This is a genomic window from Streptomyces sp. NPDC048514, assembly GCF_043199955.1.
In the GTDB taxonomy this organism is placed as follows: Bacteria; Actinomycetota; Actinomycetes; order Streptomycetales; family Streptomycetaceae; genus Streptomyces.
In genome coordinates, this window is sequence record NZ_JBICWT010000010.1 from 1 (window position 1) to 19,870 (window position 19,870).

The 19,870-nt window shown below is 72.0% G+C and carries 20 protein-coding genes; 8 read left to right on the forward strand and 12 right to left on the reverse strand.

Annotated elements, in window-relative coordinates; all coding sequences use genetic code 11:
* Positions 1 to 629: maltotransferase domain-containing protein (locus ACGFT2_RS22225; RefSeq protein ID WP_393280989.1), on the reverse strand; the 629-nt coding region annotated here is incomplete at its 3' end.
* 105 nt (positions 630 to 734) lie between these two features.
* Positions 735 to 1,034: a DUF5133 domain-containing protein gene (locus ACGFT2_RS22230; protein ID WP_353605546.1), complete on the reverse strand. Its 300-nt coding sequence runs from the start codon at positions 1,032 to 1,034 to the stop codon at positions 735 to 737.
* A gap of 302 nt (positions 1,035 to 1,336) precedes the next feature.
* Between ACGFT2_RS22230 and ACGFT2_RS22235 the strand changes: the two genes are divergently transcribed.
* Together ACGFT2_RS22235 and glgX are read left to right on the forward strand one after the other, a co-directional pair.
* Positions 1,337 to 1,843, forward strand: a complete 507-nt coding sequence (locus ACGFT2_RS22235) for a pep a2 (protein ID WP_393280992.1) — start codon at positions 1,337 to 1,339, stop codon at positions 1,841 to 1,843.
* Complete coding sequence (gene glgX / locus ACGFT2_RS22240) at positions 1,840 to 3,984, forward strand: glycogen debranching protein GlgX (RefSeq protein ID WP_393280995.1); 2,145 nt, start codon at positions 1,840 to 1,842, stop codon at positions 3,982 to 3,984. Before ACGFT2_RS22235 ends, glgX begins: the two co-directional genes overlap by 4 nt.
* 191 nt (positions 3,985 to 4,175) lie before the next feature.
* On the opposite strand, the gene ACGFT2_RS22245 is transcribed toward glgX, so the two are convergent.
* A complete protein-coding gene (locus ACGFT2_RS22245; protein ID WP_393280998.1) occupies positions 4,176 to 5,000 on the reverse strand; it encodes a VOC family protein in 825 nt (274 codons plus the stop codon).
* Between the two features lie 195 nt (positions 5,001 to 5,195).
* Here ACGFT2_RS22245 and ACGFT2_RS22250 point away from each other — a divergent pair, with 195 nt between their 5' ends.
* Positions 5,196 to 6,077, forward strand: coding sequence for a helix-turn-helix domain-containing protein (locus ACGFT2_RS22250; RefSeq protein WP_393281001.1), 882 nt, complete (start codon positions 5,196 to 5,198; stop codon positions 6,075 to 6,077).
* The gene (locus tag ACGFT2_RS22255) at positions 6,067 to 6,453 is read left to right on the forward strand and encodes a VOC family protein (RefSeq protein WP_393281004.1); all 387 of its coding nucleotides are present in this window, start codon (positions 6,067 to 6,069) and stop codon (positions 6,451 to 6,453) included. The genes ACGFT2_RS22250 and ACGFT2_RS22255 overlap by 11 nt, the downstream gene beginning before the upstream one ends.
* A gap of 63 nt (positions 6,454 to 6,516) precedes the next feature.
* On the opposite strand, the gene ACGFT2_RS22260 is transcribed toward ACGFT2_RS22255, so the two are convergent.
* On the reverse strand, positions 6,517 to 7,314 hold the full coding sequence (locus ACGFT2_RS22260; protein ID WP_393281006.1) for an RNA polymerase sigma factor SigF: 798 nt from the start codon (positions 7,312 to 7,314) through the stop codon (positions 6,517 to 6,519).
* 252 nt (positions 7,315 to 7,566) lie between these two features.
* On the opposite strand from ACGFT2_RS22260, the gene ACGFT2_RS22265 reads away from it, so the two are divergent.
* From ACGFT2_RS22265 to ACGFT2_RS22280, 4 genes are all read left to right on the forward strand, one after another.
* Positions 7,567 to 8,022, forward strand: coding sequence for a MarR family winged helix-turn-helix transcriptional regulator (locus ACGFT2_RS22265; protein ID WP_393281009.1), 456 nt, complete (start codon positions 7,567 to 7,569; stop codon positions 8,020 to 8,022).
* Positions 8,019 to 9,002 (forward strand): ATP-binding cassette domain-containing protein, encoded by a 984-nt coding sequence (locus ACGFT2_RS22270; protein WP_393281012.1) that lies wholly within the window; start codon positions 8,019 to 8,021, stop codon positions 9,000 to 9,002. Before ACGFT2_RS22265 ends, ACGFT2_RS22270 begins: the two co-directional genes overlap by 4 nt.
* A complete protein-coding gene (locus ACGFT2_RS22275) occupies positions 8,962 to 9,822 on the forward strand; it encodes an ABC transporter permease (protein ID WP_393281015.1) in 861 nt (286 codons plus the stop codon). The genes ACGFT2_RS22270 and ACGFT2_RS22275 overlap by 41 nt, the downstream gene beginning before the upstream one ends.
* Before the next feature lie 215 nt (positions 9,823 to 10,037).
* A complete protein-coding gene (locus ACGFT2_RS22280) occupies positions 10,038 to 10,562 on the forward strand; it encodes a hypothetical protein (protein WP_393281018.1) in 525 nt (174 codons plus the stop codon).
* Positions 10,563 to 10,587: 25 nt separating this feature from the next.
* On the opposite strand, the gene hemC is transcribed toward ACGFT2_RS22280, so the two are convergent.
* The 8 genes from hemC to ACGFT2_RS22320 form a co-directional block, all read right to left on the reverse strand.
* Complete coding sequence (gene hemC / locus ACGFT2_RS22285) at positions 10,588 to 11,523, reverse strand: hydroxymethylbilane synthase (RefSeq protein ID WP_393281021.1); 936 nt, start codon at positions 11,521 to 11,523, stop codon at positions 10,588 to 10,590.
* 41 nt (positions 11,524 to 11,564) lie between these two features.
* Entirely contained in the window at positions 11,565 to 12,998 is a 1,434-nt protein-coding gene (locus ACGFT2_RS22290) for an aminobutyraldehyde dehydrogenase (RefSeq protein WP_393281024.1), read from the reverse strand.
* A complete protein-coding gene (locus tag ACGFT2_RS22295; RefSeq protein WP_393281026.1) occupies positions 12,991 to 14,310 on the reverse strand; it encodes a flavin monoamine oxidase family protein in 1,320 nt (439 codons plus the stop codon). The genes ACGFT2_RS22290 and ACGFT2_RS22295 overlap by 8 nt, the downstream gene beginning before the upstream one ends.
* 27 nt (positions 14,311 to 14,337) lie before the next feature.
* The gene (locus ACGFT2_RS22300; RefSeq protein ID WP_393281029.1) at positions 14,338 to 15,417 is read right to left on the reverse strand and encodes an ABC transporter ATP-binding protein; all 1,080 of its coding nucleotides are present in this window, start codon (positions 15,415 to 15,417) and stop codon (positions 14,338 to 14,340) included.
* A gap of 5 nt (positions 15,418 to 15,422) precedes the next feature.
* Complete coding sequence (locus tag ACGFT2_RS22305; RefSeq protein ID WP_393281032.1) at positions 15,423 to 16,304, reverse strand: ABC transporter permease; 882 nt, start codon at positions 16,302 to 16,304, stop codon at positions 15,423 to 15,425.
* Positions 16,301 to 17,200, reverse strand: coding sequence for an ABC transporter permease (locus tag ACGFT2_RS22310; protein WP_393281035.1), 900 nt, complete (start codon positions 17,198 to 17,200; stop codon positions 16,301 to 16,303). Before ACGFT2_RS22310 ends, ACGFT2_RS22305 begins: the two co-directional genes overlap by 4 nt.
* Before the next feature lie 3 nt (positions 17,201 to 17,203).
* Positions 17,204 to 18,343: a spermidine/putrescine ABC transporter substrate-binding protein gene (locus ACGFT2_RS22315; RefSeq protein WP_393281038.1), complete on the reverse strand. Its 1,140-nt coding sequence runs from the start codon at positions 18,341 to 18,343 to the stop codon at positions 17,204 to 17,206.
* Positions 18,344 to 18,517: 174 nt separating this feature from the next.
* Entirely contained in the window at positions 18,518 to 19,807 is a 1,290-nt protein-coding gene (locus ACGFT2_RS22320; RefSeq protein ID WP_393281041.1) for an aromatic ring-hydroxylating dioxygenase subunit alpha, read from the reverse strand.
* Positions 19,808 to 19,870 lie beyond the last annotated feature (63 nt).

The following is a 19,870-nucleotide window of genomic DNA, read 5'->3' on the forward strand; positions in this document are numbered from 1 at the left end:
GAACGCGGGAAGAACTCGTACCACGAGCCGTACAGGGCCCGCTCCCGCTCCACCAGCAGCGGCATCGGATCCGAGGCCGTCACCAGCTCCCGCAACGGATGGCGGGCCAGCAGCGACTCCACCTCCGGGGCCAGAGCCGCCTTGAGGCGGTCGTGCACCGACAGCGTGTCGTCGCCGAGGGCGTGTGCGGCGGCCAGCACCAGGTCCCGTTCCGGGCCCCTGGGCACTCCGGCGGCCGCACGCTCGTACAGCTCCGCGCCCTCCTCCAGGACGAGACCGGTGTCGATACCGGCAGGCACCTTGACGGACGCCGTGTGCCGCCACGTCGCCAGCGGATGGCTCCACGCCTCCACGCGGTACGTCCAGCGGCCCGTCGCGTCCGGGGTGATCTCCGCTCCCCAGCGGTCGCTGCCGGGGGACAGCTCCCGCATCGGAGTCCAGGGGCCACGACGGCCCTGGGGATCGCGCAGCACCACATTGGCGCCCACGGCGTCGTGCCCCTCGCGGAACACCGTGGCCGTGACCTCGAAGGTCTCCCCGACCACCGCCTTCGCCGGCCGCCTGCCACACTCCACGGCCGGCCGGACGTCACGTACCGGTACACGGCCGATGGCCGGGGTCCTGCGCATGTATCTCACCTCCGCCGTGCGCGAAGCCGGGCACGCGGCCCGGCTTCGCGATCCGAGACGGGCCGACCGCGTCGGTCCGTGGGGAACGCCTTGTACGGTGCCAGGTCAAGAGCTTGGCGCCGTGGAACGCCGCTCCGGTGGCGGCGCTCTTCTCGCCGCCCGGCGCGACTTCGGCCGTCCGTCCTGCTCGCGCAGGTAGGTGACCAGGTTGGTGCGCAGATAACGCTCCGCCGCCTCCGCGGCCTCGCGGGCGCACCGCTTGCCCATCAGGACGCAGAGCGTGTAGCCCGCATCCTCGAAGGTGGCCCGGACCGTGCGGTCGTGGGGCGAGGCGAGCATCACGCGCTCCCACGCCCGGTAACGCCGCAACTGCCGGGCCACTTCGGCCTTGGCGGGTAGCAGCATTGCCCTCTTCACCCTCCACGCTCTCGACTGGGCGCGTTCCCGGCGGTCGGGTGGTGTCCGCGCGCGGGGAGGCGCGGCACCGTTACGGCGATCGAGGCTTTCACTCATGGTGCACGGACGACGACGCAGCGTCTTGTTGGAGCTTCAACCATTGCTGGTGTCGAGTGCTCGTGTTGCACGAATGGCGTAGTAGCCGCACCGTGGAGGTGACTCAGAAGCGATCAGCGCTCACGCTATGTGTCCGGGATCCCTCCCGGACGGGCGAGGGGAGCGAAAGCTTCGCCGGTGAGGAGCAAGCGACGATGAAGACCGCAGTGCCCTGCTACTACCACCTCGACGTGGAAGTCAGCCCGGAACGGGTAAGTCAGGTCAGCCGCATCCTGGCCGCCCACTTGCGCTACTGGGACCTCGAGAACCTCACGGATCCCGTCTGCCGCGGCGCCGAACTGCTGTTGCGGGCGATCGACGAGCACGCCCGCGACAAGCACACCTCGATCGAGATGTGGTGGAACGGCCAGCATCTCATCACCGCCTTCGGCGACGACGACCCCGATCTCCGCCCCGACCAGGACCTGCGGGCCTGCCTGGCCGACATCGCCGCGATGAGCGACGGCTGGGGCTGCTGCGCCTCGGCGACGGGCAGCAAGATCATCTGGTTCTCGCAGCGCGCCCGCGCCGGCCAGCGTGTCCCGCTGGTCCCCCTCGCCCCCGCGCCGAGTCTGCGCACCGGCCTGAAAGTGCCGCGCTCCGCACGCGTGCCCGCGCTCGCCGCTCCCGCCCGTGCCGACGCTCTGGAGGGCAGCCGGTGACCACCCGCAAGACACGCAAAGGGGTGCCCGTGTGGAGCGGGCACCCCTACCCGTTGGGTGCCTCGTTCGACGGACAGGGCACCAACTTCGCCCTGTTCAGCGAGGTCGCCGAGCGGGTCGAGCTGATCCTGGTCGACGACGCGGGCCGCCGGAGGCCCGTCCCGCTGCACGAGGTCGACGGCTTCGTCTGGCACGGCTACCTGCCCGGTGTCGGCCCCGGCCAGCGCTACGGCTACCGGGTGCACGGCCCCTGGCAGCCCTCGCTCGGCCACCGGTGCAATCCGGCGAAGCTGCTGCTCGACCCGTACGCCCGTGCCGTGGACGGCCAGATCGACAACCACGCCTCCCTGTACGAGCGCGCCCCCGACGGGCCGGCGCCGGCCGACAGCGCGGGGCATTCCATGCTGGGGGTGGTCACCGACCCCTCCTTCGACTGGGGCGACGACCGCCCGCCGCGCACGCCCTACGCGGACTCGGTGATCTACGAGGCACACGTCCGGGGCCTGACCCGCACCCACCCGGACGTCCCCGAGCGGCTGCGCGGCACCTACGCCGGACTCGCCCACCCCTCGGTGATCGAGCACCTGACCTCGCTCGGCGTCACCGCGGTGGAGCTGATGCCGGTGCACCAGTTCGTCCAGGACGGTGTGCTGCAGGACCGCGGCCTGTCCAACTACTGGGGCTACAACACCATCGGCTTCTTCGCCCCGCACAACGACTACGCCGCCTTCGGCAGCCTGGGCCAGCAGGTCGACGAGTTCAAGGCCATGGTGAAGGCGCTGCACGCGGCCGGTCTCGAGGTGATCCTCGACGTGGTCTACAACCACACCGCCGAGGGCAACGAGATGGGGCCCACGCTGTCCCTGCGGGGCATCGACAACGCCTCCTACTACCGTCTGGTGGACGGCGACTGGGGGCACTACTACGACACCACCGGCACCGGCAACAGCCTGCTGATGCGGCACCCCCACGTGCTTCAGCTGATCATGGACTCGCTGCGGTACTGGGTCACCGAGATGCATGTCGACGGCTTCCGCTTCGACCTCGCGGCGACGCTCGCCCGGCAGTTCCACGAGGTGGACCGGCTCTCGGCCTTCTTCGACCTCATCCAGCAGGATCCGGTGATCAGCCGGGTCAAGCTGATCGCCGAGCCCTGGGACCTGGGGGAGGGCGGCTACCAGGTGGGCAACTTCCCGCCGCTGTGGTCCGAGTGGAACGGCAAGTACCGGGACGCCGTACGGGACTTCTGGCGGGCCGAGCCCGGTTCGCTCGGTGAGTTCGCCTCCCGGCTGACCGGCTCCTCCGACATCTACCAGCACAGCCGGCGCCGGCCGCGCGCGAGCGTCAACTTCGTGACCGCGCACGACGGTTTCACGCTGCGCGACCTCGTCTCGTACAACGACAAGCACAACGAGGCCAACGGCGAGGACAACCGGGACGGCGAGGGCCACAACCGGTCCTGGAACTGCGGGGTGGAGGGCGACACCGACGATCCGGCCGTCCTCGAACTCCGGGCCCGCCAGCAGCGCAACCTGCTCGCCACCCTGCTGCTCTCGCAGGGCATCCCGATGCTCTGCCACGGTGACGAACTCGGCCGCACCCAGCGGGGCAACAACAACGCCTACTGCCAGGACAACGAGATCTCCTGGATCGACTGGGAACTCGCGCAGGAACAGCAGGCCCTCGCCGAGTTCACCCGGCACCTGATCGCCCTGCGCGCCGCGCACCCGGTGCTGCGCCGCCGGCGCTTCTTCCGCGGGGAGACCGCCACCAAGCCCGAACAGCCGCTGCCCGACCTGATGTGGCTACGGCCGGACGCCCGCGAGATGACCGGCCGGGACTGGCAACGCGGTGACGCGCACTCGGTGGGGGCGTTCCTCAACGGCGACGCCATCGCCGAACGGGACTCCTACGGGCGCCGTATGGTCGACGACTCCTTCCTGCTGCTCGTCAACGGCTACTGGGAACCGGTCGACTTCCGTCTGCCCGACGGCTCCTTCGGCGAGCGCTGGACCACCCTGATCGACACCGCGGAGCAGGACGGCATCCCCGACGAACGCGAGCGCAAGGCCGGTACCAGGCTCCGCCTGGAGGCCCGCAGCCTCGTCCTGCTGTCCCGGCCTTCACGCACCGCCGGCTAGGTTCGGCCGATCATGTCCGGAGCCGGATGACGGTTGCCGCGGCGATGACGGTGCCCGGATGGACGTACACCTGCACCCAAGATCGGCCGGACAGGACCTAGCGGCGGCCCAGGCCCGGATCGGACGAGGATCCGGGCCCTTGTGGCGTGCGGGTCTCTTCGGTGACGGGTCGCCGGTCTGGTCTCAGGGTCTCAGTGGGCGCGGCGTGACGTCACCGTGAACTGCGCTCCGTCGGCGTCGCGCAGGATCGCCTCGTACGCGTCCTCGCGCAGTACGCTGCCGCCGTGCTTCTCCGCCGCGCGGGCGCAGGCCGCCACGTCTGCCACGGCGAAGTGGATCTGCCAGTGCGGCCGCACGGAGGGATCCGGGGCGGCCTCCACGGCACCCGAGTCGATCCGCGCCACGACGTCACCCTGACTGCGCAGCACGACCTCGCCGCCCTCGTACTCGACCTCGCAGCACCCCGGCTGCCCGGAGGCCCAGTCGAGGATCTCGCCGTAGAAGATCGCCGAATCGAAGGCGTTGCGGGTGTGCAGCCGGATGAACGTCGGCGCCGCCCGCCGCCACGCCTCCCAGTTGGAGACCAGCTCGCCCTGCCAGATGCCGAACGTCGCCCCGTCCCGGTCGGCGAGCAGCGCGGCCCGGCCCGGCGGGAAGGAGAGCGGCCCCACGGCCGTCGTACCGCCGCGCTCCCGCGCCCGGGCCACGGCCACGTCGGCGTCCGGGACGGCGAAGTACGGCGTCCAGGCGACCGCCATCTGCCACATGGCGGCGACGGCGGCGATCCCGGCCACCGGCACGCCGCCCGCCAGGGCGATGCGGAAGTGCTCGCCGAGCTTGGCACCACGCCAGCGCCAGCCGAGCACGGCCGTGTAGAAGTCCTGCGTGGCCTGCAGGTCCCGGCTGGTCAGGCTCACCCAGCAGGGCGCGCCGAAGACGGCGTGCGTGGAGACGATGTCCCTGCGTCTCGGACCGCCGGTACTCGGTGCTTCGCCGGCGGGGTTGACTTGGTTCATGGCGGTCGCGTCCTGCTCTCGGGGCCTGGCGGCCACCGTCCTGTGCCCAGTGTCCAGCGGGAAGGGGCTGATGTGCCTGTCGAGTACCCCAGGTGGCGGGTGTCCAGGCCCCCTGCACACGATGGTGGGACGGGAAGGACCGAACCGGATCGGATCGCCGGGCTGCAGACACAGGCCGGCCAGCTGAAGGAGGCGATGTCCTCCCACGCCGTCTCCTCCGGGCGCCGGCGCGCCGGCCGGTGGGACAATCCCCGGGTGGAGTCACGTCAGGCATGCCGAGCGGCGGGCATCGGCGCGGTCACGGTCAGCGAACACACCGGCCGGCCCCGGCTGCACCGGGCCCTCCCGGCCCTGTCGGCACGCCTGGTCATCAGCCTCGGAGCGCCCATCGAGGTCCGGTACGGCGGCAGCTCCCGGCACCTGCAGTCCGTGGTGGCGGGACTGATGCGGCCCGGCGTGGCCACGCCCACCCTCGTCCTGCGGCCCGGCCAGCCGACGGTGCGCGTCGATCTGTCCGCCGCGGCGGCGCAGCGACTCACGGGGGTGCCACTCGGCGAAGTGGACGCGGGCGGTGTCGGCGCCGAGGCCCTGCTGCCCTGGGTGAGCCGCCTGAGCGAGGAGCTGGCGGACCACCCGGCAGGCCGGCGGGAGCCGATCATGCGGGCCCGGCTGCTCGAGCGGCTGGAACGGGCCACCGAGGCCGACCCGTCCCGGCACGCCCTTGAGGCCCTGCGGATCATCGCGGTCAGCGGCGGGCAGGTGTCCGTGGAGGAGCTGGCCCGCCAGGTGCACCTGAGCCCGCGTCGCCTGCGGGTCGTGATGCACGGTTCCCTCGGGGTGGGCCCGAAGTTCGCCTCGCGTGTCGCGCGGCTGGCGGCCGCCGTCCGCCGGGCCGCGGACGGGGCCGACTCCTGGACCCGGATCGCGGCGGAGAGCGCCTACCACGACCAGAGCCACCTGGTGCGTGACTTCCACGACCTGATGCGGACGACGCCGAACGCCTGGCTCGCCGAGGAGGGCCGAAAACTACAAGGCCGGCGCGGTCCTTCCCCGGGATCATCGGGTCATGACCAGTGAACTCCACCCCAAGCTGCTGGTGTCCGACGCCGACGCGGCGATCGACTACTACACCAAGGCTCTCGGAGCCACCCTGACCGAACGCGTGGCCGACGACCAGGGAGTCGTGATCCACGCCGAACTGGCCCTGGGCTCCGGGACCTTCGCGCTGGCGCAGAGCGTCGACGAGTGGGGGTGGCTCGATCCCGCGTCGGTGGGCGGCTCACCCGTCCTGCTCATGGCCGACCTGCCCGACCCGGCCGGGACAGCGGATCGTATGGCACACCTGGGGGCCGAGATCGTCATCCCGGTCGAGGACCGCCCGTACGGCAAGCGGCAGGGCAGGGTGAAGGACCCGTTCGGGCACCTGTGGGTGCTCAGCGGCGACATCGGCTAGCCGGCCGGACACATCGGGCGGGACGGCCCGGCACGGCCCCGGCGGGGGCCGTGCCGGGGCCGGTCAGCGAACCTGGACCTCGGCGAGCAGCTCCTCGCGCAACCGGTCGAAGCAGCTGCTGAGCAGCCGCGAGACGTGCATCTGCGAGATGCCGAGTTGCTCGGCGATCCGGCTCTGGGTCATCCCCCGGAAGAACCGCAGGTACAGGATGGTGCGCTCACGCTCGGGCAGCGCTTCCAGACACGGCTTGACCGCGGCCCGGTCGACCACGAGGTCGAACCCCGGATCGGCCGCCCCGAGGGAGTCCCCCAGCGCGTAGCCGTCCGTGCCGGACACCTCGGCGTCCAGCGACAGCGCGGAGAAGCACTCCAGCGCCTCCATGCCGGTGCGCACCTCGTCCTCGGTGAGCCGGGTGTACGCGGCGATCTCGGCGACGCTGGGGGACCGGCCCGAGGCGGTCTGCGACAGCTCCTTCGTGGCGGAGCGGACGCGGTTGCGCAGGTCCTGCACCCGCCGGGGCACGTGCAGGGTCCACATGTGGTCACGGAAGTGGCGCTTGATCTCACCGGTGATCGTGGGCACGGCGTACGCCTCGAACGCGCGGCCGCGCTCCGGATCGTAGTGGTCGACGGCCTTCACCAGGCCCAGTGCGGCGACCTGGTACAGGTCCTCCAGGGCCTCCCCACGGCCGCGGAAGCGCACCGCGATCCGCTCGGCCATGGGCAGCCACAGCTCGACCAGCTCGTCCCGCAGCGCCCGTCGCTCGGGGCCGTCCGGCAGCTTCGCCAGCCGCTGGAAGGACTCGGCCGTGTCGGGGGCGTCGTCGTGAGGATGGGACTTCGTGCTGCCGGTGACACTCATCGTGCGCACCTCTCTCGGCAGGTGCTGGATGGACAGACACCGTGGGAGGTGCGCTCGGACCGGGAGAGACGCCGGGGGCGCCCGGCACGGCCGGATCCCGCGGGCGTGCCTCCTGTCCGAAGCACTGTTGTTGGCTTTCCCGCTCACGCAATTCCCAAACAAATCGATATATATGGGACAGAGGGGCGGGTCCGGTCCGGGCTCGACCGGTCCCTGGGGCAATACCTCTGAAGCAGAGGTAATCTTCCGCATGTGGAACCCGAGACTTTCCCCGAGGAGCTGGCCGACACCCTGGTGCGCATCCAGCGGCTGATCCGGCGCCGGCTGCGCGGCCAGCTCGCGGGGCCCCGGCTGCGCGGTGCCGAGGTGGAGCTGCTGCGGCTGGTCGACTCCCGGCCCGGCATCGGCATCTCGGACGCGGCCCGGGAGCTGCACCTGGCGGGCAACTCGGTGTCGACCCTGGTCAACCAGCTCGCCCGGGGCGGCTATCTGCTCCGGGAGACCGACCCGGCCGACCGGCGTGCCGCGCGCCTGCTGCTGACCGAGGCCGCCGAGAAGCGCCTGAGGGACTGGCAGCGGCGCCGGGCCGAACTGGTCGTCCGGCACGTCTCGCGGCTCGGCGAAGCCGACCGGGAGGCCCTGCACGCGGCCTTGCCGGCGCTGCGCAAACTGGCCGTCACCCTGCACGAGGAGGCCGAGGACCTATGACACCGGACCAGCAGACGAGCGACGGCGCGGACCTGCCGGGCACCGCCGCCCCCGCGCCCGCCCCCGCAGCCGCCCCCGCGCCTGCCCCTGTAGCCGCCTCCGCGCCTGCCCCTGTAGCCGCCTCCGCAGCCGCGCCTGCCCGCGCAGTCGCGCCCGGCCGCCCCGCGGCCGTCGCCTGCGCCGGGCTCGTGTACGCCTTCGGTGAGACCAACGCCGTCGACGGGCTCGACCTGACCGTCCGGGAGGGTGAGGTGTTCGGGCTGCTCGGGCCCAACGGCGCGGGCAAGACCACGGCGATCCGCTGCGTCACCACCCTGCTGCCCGTCCCCGCGTGCATGGTCCGCGTCTTCGGGCACGACGCCGCCAGGGAACGCATGGCGGTGCGCCGCCTGCTCGGCTACGTCCCGCAGCAGCTGTCCGCCGACAGCGGGCTGACCGGGCGGGAGAACGTCGCCCTCTTCGCCCGCGTGTTCGACGTGCCGCGCCGCGAGCGTGCCGAGCGCGTCGCCCAGGCCCTCGGCGCCGTCGGTCTCGCCGACGCCGCCGACCGGCTCGCCGGCACCTACTCCGGCGGCATGGTCCGCCGGCTCGAACTCGCCCAGGCCCTGGTCAGCGCGCCCAGGCTGCTCATCCTCGACGAGCCCACCATCGGCCTCGACCCGATAGCCCGCACCGGCGTGTGGGAACACATCAACGCCGTACGCGCCGCCACCGGTATGACCGTCCTGGTCACCACCCACTACATGGACGAGGCCGACCAGTACTGCGACCGGATCGGCCTCATGCACCGCGGCCGTGTCCGCGCCCTCGGCACCCCGGGCGAGCTGCGGGCGGGCCTCGCCGAGCGCCGGGGGACAGGCACCCTGCCCACGCTGGAGGACGTCTTCCGGGACGTCGCCGGCAGCGGCCTCGACGACACCTCCGGAGGAGGATTCCGCGATGTCCGAAGCACCCGCCGCACCGCGCGCCGTGTCGGCTGACGGCACCCTCGACCGCGGCACCGCGCTGCTGCTCAGCCCGCCGGTGCCGCGCCCCGGCTGGCGGCTGCTGCCGGCCCGGGTGGTCGCCATGTGCGCGGTCGAACTGCAGAAGCTGCGCCACGACCGCACCGAGCTGTACACCCGCGCCGTCCAGCCCGCCCTGTGGCTGCTGATCTTCGGGCAGACCTTCACCCGGATCCGGGCGATACCCACCGGCGGCATCCCCTACATCGACTACATGGCGCCCGGCATCATCGCCCAGTCGGCGATGTTCATCGCGATCTTCTACGGCATCCAGATCATCTGGGAGCGCGACGCGGGCGTCCTGAACAAGCTCCTCGTCACCCCGACCCCCCGCTCGGCGCTGATCACCGGCAAGGCGTTCGCCGCCGGGGTGAAGTCGCTGGTGCAGGCGATCGTCGTCATCGTCATCGCCGCCCTGCTCGGCGTCGCCCTCACCTGGAACCCGCTGAAGCTGCTCGGCGTCGCCGTCGCGGTGATCCTCGCCTCCGTGTTCTTCTCCTGCCTGTCGATGACCATCGCCGGCATCGTCCTCAGCCGCGACCGCCTGATGGGCTTCGGGCAGGCGATCACCATGCCGCTGTTCTTCGGCTCCAACGCCCTCTATCCCGTTTCGGTGATGCCGGGCTGGCTGCAGGCCGTCAGCAAGGTCAACCCGCTGAGCTATCAAGTCGACGCCCTGCGCGGCCTGCTGCTCGGCACGCCCGCGCATCTCGCCGCCGACTTCGGGGTGCTGGCGGTGGCCGCCGCCCTCGGCATCACCGCGGCCTCCGCACTGCTCGGCCGCCTCGCCCGGTGATCTCTCCCGGCCACCCGTCCGGTGATCTTGCCGCGGACGTGATGTGCGGCACGCGCGCGTACCCCGCCCGAAGCCGTCGCGAACGGATTCTTCCTGGGCAGCGCTTGATCACCGATCAAATCGGGTGAACCCGCTGGCCACAGCGCATTCCGCTCATTTGACAGTGCGATCGGCACACAGATAGACAGCAGCTCTCGAAGGTCGAGAGGGGAACTGTGTACGAGCCGAACGTGGTCGGGGACTGGCACGAGTACGACGAGCATGCCGGTCTGCGGGTCCGCGTCCACCGTCTGGAGGCGGCCGAGCCGCCGCGCGGACGCGACGACGCCGCCGTCGGGCTGACGTACTTCAGTGTCCGGGTCACCATCGAGAACCGCGGCGAGCGCCACTACGGCATCCATCTGGAGGACGGCCAGCTCGACGTCCGGGTCGGCCCCGACGGCGAGGGCGCCTTCATCGACTGGCGCAGCTCCCAGTTCATCGAGGGCTTCGACGTCTATCCGCTGCGCCGGGCCACCGCCGTCCTCTACGCCGCCGCGCCCGAGGCCGCCCTCTCCCATGTGGACGTGCAGGTGCAACTGAGGGTGGACGAGGAGTGGACTGACCGCCGGCTGTGGGCGGGCGGCATCGGCGTCGTGGAGGCGGCCACCGCGCCGGCCCCCGCCGGCTGCGGCCAGGCCGGCCTGGCCCACCAGGTCAGCGCCTTCCTGCGGGACCAGGCGGAGCCCGGCACCGCCTGAGGCGGGTGGCGGTGGCGCCGTACGGTCAGTGCGCGATGCCGTCGATGATCTCCCGTGCGCCCTGCCGCAGCAACGCCACCGCGACCGACGTGCCCAACGTGGCCGGGTCCAGCCGGCCCGCCCACTCGTGGGCGTTCAGCCGGGTCTTGCCGTCCGGGGTGAACACACAGGCGCGAAGGGACAGTTCACCACTGCGGTCCACGCGCGCGTAGCCGGCGATCGGGCTGTTGCAGTGCCCCTGCAGCACGTGCAGGAACATCCGTTCGGCGGTGGCCTCGCGATGGGTCGCCGGGTCACCGAGCCCGCTCACCACGTCGATCAGCTCGGTGTCGTCCTCCCGGCACTGCAGAGCGAGGATGCCCGCACCGATCGGCGGCATCATCGTCTCCGGTGACAGCACCTCGCTGATGACGTCCGCGCGGCCGATGCGCTCCAGGCCGGACACCGCGAGCAGCAGCGCGTCCGCCTCGCCGGCGGCCAGCTTCTCCAGCCGCCGGTTGGCGTTGCCGCGGAACGGCACGCACTCCAGCTGCGGGTGCGTGGCGGCCAGCTGGGCGATCCGGCGGACGGAGGAGGTGCCGATCCGGGTACCGGCCGGCAGCTCGTCCAGGGTCAGCCCGCCCGGATGCACCAGCGCGTCCCGGACGTCGTCCCGCTTCAGGAAGGCGGCGAACACCGTCCCGGCGGGCAGGGGCCGGTCGGCGGGCACGTCCTTGACGCAGTGCACCGCGAGATCCGCCTCTCCGGCCAGCAGGGCGGCGTCCACCTCCTTGGTGAACGCCCCCTTGCCCTCGACCTGGGACAGATCGCCCATCCACTTGTCGCCGGTCGTTTTCACGGGCACGACCTCGGTCCGCACCCCCGGGTGCAGTACGGCCAACTCGGCGCGGACGCGCTCGACCTGGGCCAGGGCCATCGGCGAGTCACGGGAGACGATACGGATCAGTTCCGGCGCAGACATGGGGACACGATAGACCCTGGCGTCCCGGGCTTTCGGCACGGTCACAGCATGACGTGCTTGACCTGCGTGTAGTCGAGCAGGCCGGTGAGCGACAGGTCGCTGCCGTAGCCGGAGTGCCGTACGCCCCCGTGCGGCATCTCGGACACCGTGGTGCCGTGGGTGTTGACCCAGACGATGCCGGTGTGCAGCGCCCGGCTCGCCCGCATCGCGCGGTCGTGGTCACGGGTCCACACACTCGCCGCCAGCCCCTGGGGAACGGCGTTGGCCAGCCGGATGGCCTCAACCTCGTCGGTGAACGGCTGGACGGTGACGACCGGGCCGAAGACCTCGCCGCGCACGATCTCGTCCTCCTGCCGCACCCCGGTGACCACCGTCGGCCGGTGGAAGAACCCGGGACGGTCCACGACGGTGCCGCCCGTGACGATTTCGGCGTGATCCGGAAGTCCGGCCAGCACCCCGCGTACGGTGGCGAGTTGGGCTGCGTGCGCGAGTGGCCCGAAGTCGGTGTCCGGCGCGTCGGGGGAGCCGGTCCGCAGCCGGGCGGCCCGCTCCGAGAACGCGGTGACGAAGTCGTCATGGAGGTGCCGGTGCACCAGGAGGCGGGTGGCGGCCGTGCAGTCCTGGCCCGCGTTGTAGAAGGCCAGGGACGACAACTGCTCGACCGCGTCGTCGAGATCGGCGTCTTCGTGGACCAGCACCGGGGCGTTGCCGCCCAGCTCCAGGTGCAGCCGCTTGAGGTCCGCCGCCGCCGCCGCGGCGATCTCCCGCCCGGCCCGGACGCTGCCGGTGACGGCCACCAGCCGGACACCGGGATGCGCGACCAGCAGACGCCCGGTGTCGCGGTCGCCGCACACCACGTTGAGCACGCCGGGCGGCAGGTGCTCGGCGGCCAGCCGGGCGAGGAGCGTGGCGGAGGTCGGCGTGGTGTCGGAGGGCTTCAGCACGACCGTGTTGCCGGCGGCCAGCGCGGGCGCGACCTTCCACACCGCCATCATCAGCGGATAGTTCCACGGCGTGATCTGCGCGCAGACACCGACCGGTTCGCGGCGCAGCACGGAGGTGCGGCCCGGCGTGTACTCGGCGGCGGCGGCGCCCGGCAGATTCCGCGCGGCCCCGGCGAAGTAGCGCAACACATCCACGATCGCCGGGAGTTCGTCCGCCAGGAACAGCGCCCGCGGCTTGCCCGTGTCGGCGACCTCCGCGTCGGTCACGGTGCCGGCGTCGCGCTCCAGCGCGTCGGCGATCCTCAGCAGCGCGGACTGCCGCTGCGCCGGGGTGGTGGCCGACCAGCCGGGAAAGGCCAGCTCGGCCGAGCGCTGGGCGGCGTCGACGTCCTCGGCGCCGGACAGCGGCGCGCTGCCGTGGACGCGGCCGGTGGCCGGGTCGGTCAGGCTCAGGGTGGCGCCCGAGGCGGCGGGCAGGTCCTTGCCGCCGACGTGGTTGAGCACGCGGGGCGCCTGCAGGGGATCAGCCACGGCGCAGGGCCTCCTCGGCGGCGGCGCGGCCGGTACGGACGGCGCCTTCCATGTAGCCGGCGACCCACTGGTCGGAGCCGCAGACGTAGAACGGGGGTTCGTGGGTGCCGTGCGACGGGCCGACGGCCATGACCTCGCCCGGCGGCCACTGGGTGACATATCCCCGGGTCGACGGGTCGGTGCCCCACAACCGCAGATGACAGGCGAGCGGACGGTGGGCCGCTTCGCCGAACATGGCGGCGATCTCCGCGAGCAGCTCGGGCGCGCGCCGGTGCGGTGGGATGCCGAGCAGGACGCCGAAGCGCTCGGGCGGTATCAGCGCCGACAGGACGCCCTCGCTCTGCGGCCACGTGCTGCCCAGCACCCCCTCCGCCTCGGACAGGCCGTTCAGACCGGCCGCACGCCAGAAGGGGGTGTCGTAGACGGCGGCGAACTTGGCCGCGACGGCGTGGCGTTGACGGTGCAGGGAGGCGAGGCGGGCGTCGCTGACGCCGGTGACGGACACCGACCGCAGGGGGCCCACCGGGAGGGCGCTCACCACGGCGGCGGCGGTGAAAACCTCGCCGGTGACCAGGCGCACCGTGCAGCGGCCGGGCCGGATGCCGACCCCGGCGACGGGTGACCCCAGGCGGACGCGCCCTTCCAGCTCGCGGCCCATGACCTCCGCGAGGGTCGCCGAGCCGTCGGCGAGCCGCAGCCCCTCCCAGTCCTCGTAGTCGTAGTCGCCGCTGCCGGAACCCGGCACCGCCGCGCTCTTGCGCAGCGCCGCCAGCAGCGAGATCCGCTCGTAGGAGCCGCCCGCGAGGGCGAGCTGGCCGATGTCCCACAGGCGTACGACGGCCGGTGTGGCGTGCCGGGAGCGCAGCCAGTCGGCCACGGACAGCCGGTCCAGGGCGGCCGCCTCCGGATGCGACCAGGGGTCGTCCGGGTCGACGGTGGCCGCGAGGGCCGTGAACTCGGCACCCAGCCGGGTGTGTAGGGCGGGGTCACCGGGGCCGAACCAGTGCGGGGGGTCGCCGGCCGAGTGCCCCTGCGGGGTGGCGCGGGTGATGAGTCCGGGCTCGTCGACATAGCTCGGCACCAGCTTCAGCCCCAGCTCGCCGGCGAGCCGGAGATAGGCGGTGTGGGCGCGGCCCACCACCTCACCGCCCAGCTGGACGGTACGGCCGTCGGGTGTGCGGATCTGCTCGACCCGGCCGCCCACGCGGTCCCGGGCCTCGAGGACGAGTACGTCGGTGCCGGCGGCCGCCAGGTCCCGGGCGGCGGCGAGCCCGGCAAGGCCCGCGCCGAGCACGATCACGTCGTGATGCATCTGCTTCGCTTTCGTCAGGGGGCGGGGTCAGGCCAGGACCAGGCAGTGTTCCGGCCGCCAGCCGAACTCCACCCGCTCGCCACCGCCCCAGCGGTCCTCCATGCGCGCGCGGTCCGTGTTCTGCTCCAGGACGGACAGGGTGACGCCGGGGGCCAGTTCGATGAGATAGGTCGTGGTCGGGCCGCTGTAGACGGTCTCCCGGACGACGCCGCTGAGCAGCGACATGCCCGGTGCGAAGTCGGACAGCCAGATCTTCTCGGGGCGTACGGAGACGCTGACGGCGGTGCCGTCCGCGATGCCGGTACGGCGGCCGACCGGCAGGGCCGGACCCTCGTCCAGGGCGACCTCGCCGCCGCGGTAGGTGCCCGTCATCAGGTTGGAAGTGCCCATGAAGGAAGCCACGAAGCGGCTGGCCGGGTGCTCGTACACGTCCTCGGGGGTGCCGCACTGCTCGACCCGGCCGGCGTTCAGCACGGCGATCCGGTCGGACATGGTGAGCGCCTCGTCCTGGTCGTGGGTGACGAAGACGAAGGTGATGCCCACCTCGCGCTGGATCTGCTTCAGCTCCACCTGCATCTGCCGGCGCAGCTTCAGATCGAGCGCGGCCAGCGGCTCGTCGAGCAGCAGCACCGCGGGCCGGTTGACGAGGGCACGGGCCAGGGCCACACGCTGGCGCTGGCCGCCGGAGAGGGTACGGGGCCGCCGGTCGGCGAGCCCGCCGAGCTGGACCAGCTCCAGCATCTCGGCCACCCGCCTGCGGGTCTCGGCCCGGTCCACGCCCTTGCGCTTGAGGCCGAAGGCGATGTTGTCGGCGATGCTCAGATGGTCGAAGAGGGCGTAGCTCTGGAAGACGGTGTTGACGTTGCGCCGGTTGGGCGGCAGCCCGGTGACGTCCTCACCGGCGAGCAGCACCGAGCCCTCGGTGGGGTCGGTGAACCCGCCGATCATGCGCAGCGAGGTGGTCTTGCCGCACCCCGAGGGGCCCAGCAGCGAGAAGAAGTGGCCGGCCTCGATGTCGAGGTGCAGGTCGTGGACGGCGTAGGAGTCCGCGAACTGCTTGGAGACGCCGTCGAGCCGGACGGCCGGGGTCGCATCGGTCGCGTCCATGGAAGTCACTCTCCGGAGAGGATGTCGAGGCCGCCGCGGCGGCCGAACAGGCGCGGTATGAAGAGCGCCAGGGCGATCAGGCAGATGGAGCCGGCGAGCATCAGGGTGCCCACGGCGTTGATGGTGGGCTGCACCCCGAAACGGATCGCGGAGTAGATCCGCACCGACAGCGGCTGGGGGTCGACGCCGGTGGTGAAGTAGGCCAGCACGAAGTCGTCGAAGACGAGCGCGAAGATCAGTACGGCACTGGCGAGCACCGCGGGCAGCAGTGCCGGCAGGGTGACCAGGCGGACCGCCTGCCAGCGGGTGGCGCCCAGGTCCATCGCGGCCTCCTCCACCTCCGGGTTCAGCGCGGCGACCCGGGAGCGGAGGATGACGGTGACGTACGAGATGGAGAAGGTGATCTCCGACAGCATCACCGTGCTCGTGGACAGCGCCACGCCCAGCCCCTTGAACAGCAGCATCGACGCGACGCCGGTGACGATCTCCGGGGTGATCAGCGGGACGAGCATGACCAGGCCCGCCAGCGAGCCGAGCCGGGTACGGCAGCGCACCAGGCCGAGGGCGAGGGCCACGCCGAGGACGAGCGAACCGGCCATCGCCACCAGGGAGATGCGCAGGCTGGTGCCGAGCGAGGAGATGAGCACGTCGTCGTGGGCGAAGGCCCGGTACCAGCGCAGGCTGAACCCGCCGAAGACGGTCAGGGACTTCCTGGAGTTGAAGGAGAACAGCGTCACGACGGCGATGGGCAGGTAGAGCAGCGCGAAGAACAGGGCCGTGACGGCCGTCAGGACGCGCGGCCGGCGGTCGGCGCGGCCGCGCCGGGTGCGGGGCCGGGTGGTGGGCCGGGAGGCGGCGGTGGCCGAGGGCGGTCGCAGCGGTGTCATCGGCGGGCCTCCGCCTCGTCCTTGCGGGTGCGCCGCAGGTAGCCGAACATCCCGAGCAGCAGCACCAGCATCAGCAGCATGGTGAGCGCCGAGCCGAGCGGCCAGTTCTGGCCCTGGAAGAACTTGTCCTGGATGAGATTGCCGATCATGATCTGGTCCGGGCCTCCCATGAGCTGTGCGCTGACGAAGTCGCCCATGGCGGGCAGGAAGACCAGGACGAGACCGGCCGCCGCGCCCTGCCGGGTGGCGGGCAGGGTGACGAAGACGAAGGTCCGCACCGGCCCGCCGTACAGGTCGCGGCCGGCCTCGATGAGGGAGACGTCCAGCCGTTCCAGGGCCGCGTACAGCGGGATGATCATGAAGACGACGAAGCCGTAGACGAGTCCCGCGACCACGCCGACGCCGGTGTTCAGGATCTTCGTGCCGTCGTCGGCCAGGCCGACCGCGCGCAGGGCGCGCAGCACCGGCCCGTCGTCGGAGAGGACCACCGACCAGCCGTACATGCGGACCAGGTAGTTGGCGAAGAACGGCACCACGATCGCGGCGATCAGCGCGTTCTTGTACCGGCCGCCGTACAGGGCGATGGTGTACGCCACCGGGTAGGCGATCAGCAGGCAGATGACGCAGGTCAGCAGGGCGTATCCGAGCGACCGCGCCAGGACCTCGGTGTACGCCGGGTCGGCCAGGGCGCGCACACCGGCGAGGTCGAAGCCGAAGCGTGGGTTGCCGAGTTCGTCGGTCGTGCCGACGGCGAGGACGGCGACGAGGACCAGCGAGGCGATCAGGAATCCGGTCATCCAGATGGTGCCGGGCAGCATGAACAAGGTCCACATGCGGCTGCCGCTGGGGTCCGGTTTGCGGCGCCGGGTGCGGGAGGAGGAGCGGAGCAGTGCCATGGATCAGCCCGCCTTCACATGGGTCCAGGCGGTGTCGCGTGCGTCCTCGGCCGTGCGGCTGCCGTTGCGGAAGAACAGGTCCGCCTTCAGGTCGTCCTCGGTGACCAGGCACTCGGGGAAGGGTTCGACGAGGTCGGCGTAGATCTTCTCGGAGCCGGCCACCGGCATCGGGTATCCGATGTACTCGATGTTCTTCCGCACGTTCTCCGGCCGGAGCATGTAGTCGATGAAGAGCATCGCGGTACCGGGGTGCGGGGCGTTCCACGGGATGGCGTAGCAGTCGGAGTTGATCGGTGTGCCCTCCCTGGGCGCCTGGAAGCCGAAGACGGAGGGGTCGTCGGCCTGGTTCAGCATGGCGGCCATGTCACCGCTCCAGGCCTGTGTCATCACCGCGTTGCCGTTCAGCAGGTTGTTGTAGCTGTCGCTGGAGAAGCCGCGCAGCCGGGGGCGGAGGGTGCCCAGCAGCGAGGAGATGCGGTGCAGCTCGCCGGGGTCGCCGGTGCTGACGCCGAGGCCCAGCTCCAGGGCGCCCATGCCGAGGACCTCGTCGCGGTCGTCGAGCAGGAACACCTTGCCGCGGGCCTTGTCGCTCCACAGGTCCCGCCAGGAGCCGGTCAGTTCACCGATCCTGTCGCGCCGCCAGCCGATGCCGGTCTTGTACGCGGTGAAGGGGACCGTGTGCGCGGAGCCCGGGTCGTACCAGGGGTCGGCGAAGTAGGTGTACGAGCCGAACACGGCCTTCGCGTGGGGCAGCTGGGAGTGGTCGATGCGGCGCAGCCGGCCGCCGCGGACCAGGCGCTGGGCCCATTTGGCGGTGGGGAAGACGATGTCGTATCGGTTGCCCGCGTTGAGCTTGGCGACCATGCCCTCCATGGAGTCGAAGTTCGACTGGACGACCTTGACGCCGTACTCCTTCTCGAAGCCCTCGAACACGGACGGGTCGACGAAGTCGGCCCAGTTGAAGTAGACGAGATCGCCGTCCACGCGGGCCCGGACGGGGGCGAGGGCCTTGGCGTCGGGTGGCGCGGCGGGCATGAACCCGCAGCCGGCGGCCGCGGCGCCCAGCAGGCCACAGGCCCCTGCCCGCAGTACGGCGCGGCGGGTCGGCGGGGTGGATGGTGGATCGGGGAGAGCGGGGGACATGAAGCGTCCTCTCCGTCGAGGAACGGCGCAAGTCCAGGGCGGACCGGTTGGTCGGCTCACGGAGGCCCTGACTCCGTAGTGAAGACCGGTCTGGGGAGTGTGCGAGCGCGGATCAGCGGGGGAGTGGTAAGCCCCGCAGGCGCAGTGCGCGCCGCGTGCGCGATCCGCCGGGCGTCACCGGGCGTCGCCCTTCAGCTCTTGCGGGACCCGGCGGGCGTCGTTCCGGTCCTGGGCCCGCTGGGCGTCGCCGTGCAGCTCCCGCGGGCCCCGGCGGGCGTCGCCCCCCAGGTCCTCCCGGACCCGGCGGGCGAACCAGCCGACCGCGGCCTCGCGGCGGGAGAGCGGGCCCGGCTCGAAGCCGGGCGTGGTGAGGCCGGCCTGGACGCGTTCCACCAGTTCGGCGTCCTCGTCGTTGGTGACCCAGCCGATGTGGATGTTCAGCCGCCGGGCCAGCCGGGTGCGCACGCTCTCGCCGTGCCGGGTGTAGAAGGCGCCCGGGATCGCCGCCCGGTCCTGGGCGGTCGGCAGGGCGGTCCACGCGAGCACGTGGTCGGGGTAGAAGTCGATGAGCGTGTTCGGATAGATCACGGCGTACCGCCACACCCGCCGGTCGGCCTCGGTGAGGCCCGGCATCGGGGTGGCGAGGCGCTGGTAGAGCCGCTCGGTCCAGTTCGAGGACGGCTTGTCGCGCAGGGGTGACTCGAACAGCACGTAGTTCTCCTGCACGTCCACCGTGTACGCCTGGTAGTCGAGCAGGCGCATCAGTGCCGGGTGGGCCACCGGGACGTGGTAGCCCTCGAGGTAGTTGTCGACGATCACCTTCCAGTTGGCGTTCTGCTCCTCGCCGTCGACGAGGTCGTGGATGCGGTGCTTCCCGACCGGTACGAGACCGGGCCCGGCGTAGTGACCGACGGCCTCGGCCAGTCCGGCGCAGGTCTCGGCGAGGGGCGCGGCCTCCAGGTCGAGGTTGACGAAGACGAAGCCGAGGAAGGATTCGACGTTGACAGGGTGGAGGCCGAGCCGGGGTTTGTCCAGGCAGGGGATCCGGCGGGCTTCGGGGGCGCCGACGAGCCGTCCGTCCAGCTTGTACGTCCAGCCGTGGTAGGGGCAGCGGATCGCCTTGCCCGACGGTTCCGGGGCGGTGACCAGGCGTGTGCCGCGATGCCGGCAGACGTTGAGGTGGGCGGCGAGGGCGCCGTCCTCGGTGCGGACCACCAGAACCTCTCGGCCGGCGACCGTGCCGGTCAGCCGGGCGCCCGGCCCGGGGAGGTCGGATTCGTGGCAGACGAGCTGCCAGGACCTGGCGAAGATGTGCTCGGTCTCCGCCTCGGCGACGGCCGGATCGGTGTAGTAGTGCGCGGACAGTGCTTCCCCGGGATCCCCGGAAGGTGGCTGGCCGGCCCCGGGGGACGGCGGGGAGGCGGCCGCGGGAGTGGCGTCTGCCCGGGTGGTCGAGGGGTGCATGGAGTCCTCCTCCGCGCCGCGGCGGCGGCGATGGGCGGTGAGGCTGCGGGCGGGAGAGCGGGC

Coding starts and splice junctions, on each gene's coding strand:
- ACGFT2_RS22230 (WP_353605546.1), bottom strand. CDS start 1,034: ATGCTGCTACCCGCCAAGGCCGAAGTGGCCCGGCAGTTGCGGCGTTAC.
- ACGFT2_RS22235 (WP_393280992.1), top strand. CDS start 1,337: ATGAAGACCGCAGTGCCCTGCTACTACCACCTCGACGTGGAAGTCAGC.
- ACGFT2_RS22245 (WP_393280998.1), bottom strand. CDS start 5,000: ATGAACCAAGTCAACCCCGCCGGCGAAGCACCGAGTACCGGCGGTCCG.
- ACGFT2_RS22250 (WP_393281001.1), top strand. CDS start 5,196: ATGTCCTCCCACGCCGTCTCCTCCGGGCGCCGGCGCGCCGGCCGGTGG.
- ACGFT2_RS22255 (WP_393281004.1), top strand. CDS start 6,067: ATGACCAGTGAACTCCACCCCAAGCTGCTGGTGTCCGACGCCGACGCG.
- ACGFT2_RS22260 (WP_393281006.1), bottom strand. CDS start 7,314: ATGAGTGTCACCGGCAGCACGAAGTCCCATCCTCACGACGACGCCCCC.
- ACGFT2_RS22270 (WP_393281012.1), top strand. CDS start 8,019: ATGACACCGGACCAGCAGACGAGCGACGGCGCGGACCTGCCGGGCACC.
- ACGFT2_RS22275 (WP_393281015.1), top strand. CDS start 8,962: ATGTCCGAAGCACCCGCCGCACCGCGCGCCGTGTCGGCTGACGGCACC.
- hemC (WP_393281021.1), bottom strand. CDS start 11,523: ATGTCTGCGCCGGAACTGATCCGTATCGTCTCCCGTGACTCGCCGATG.
- ACGFT2_RS22295 (WP_393281026.1), bottom strand. CDS start 14,310: ATGCATCACGACGTGATCGTGCTCGGCGCGGGCCTTGCCGGGCTCGCC.
- ACGFT2_RS22300 (WP_393281029.1), bottom strand. CDS start 15,417: ATGGACGCGACCGATGCGACCCCGGCCGTCCGGCTCGACGGCGTCTCC.
- ACGFT2_RS22305 (WP_393281032.1), bottom strand. CDS start 16,304: ATGACACCGCTGCGACCGCCCTCGGCCACCGCCGCCTCCCGGCCCACC.
- ACGFT2_RS22310 (WP_393281035.1), bottom strand. CDS start 17,200: ATGGCACTGCTCCGCTCCTCCTCCCGCACCCGGCGCCGCAAACCGGAC.
- ACGFT2_RS22315 (WP_393281038.1), bottom strand. CDS start 18,343: ATGTCCCCCGCTCTCCCCGATCCACCATCCACCCCGCCGACCCGCCGC.
- ACGFT2_RS22320 (WP_393281041.1), bottom strand. CDS start 19,807: ATGCACCCCTCGACCACCCGGGCAGACGCCACTCCCGCGGCCGCCTCC.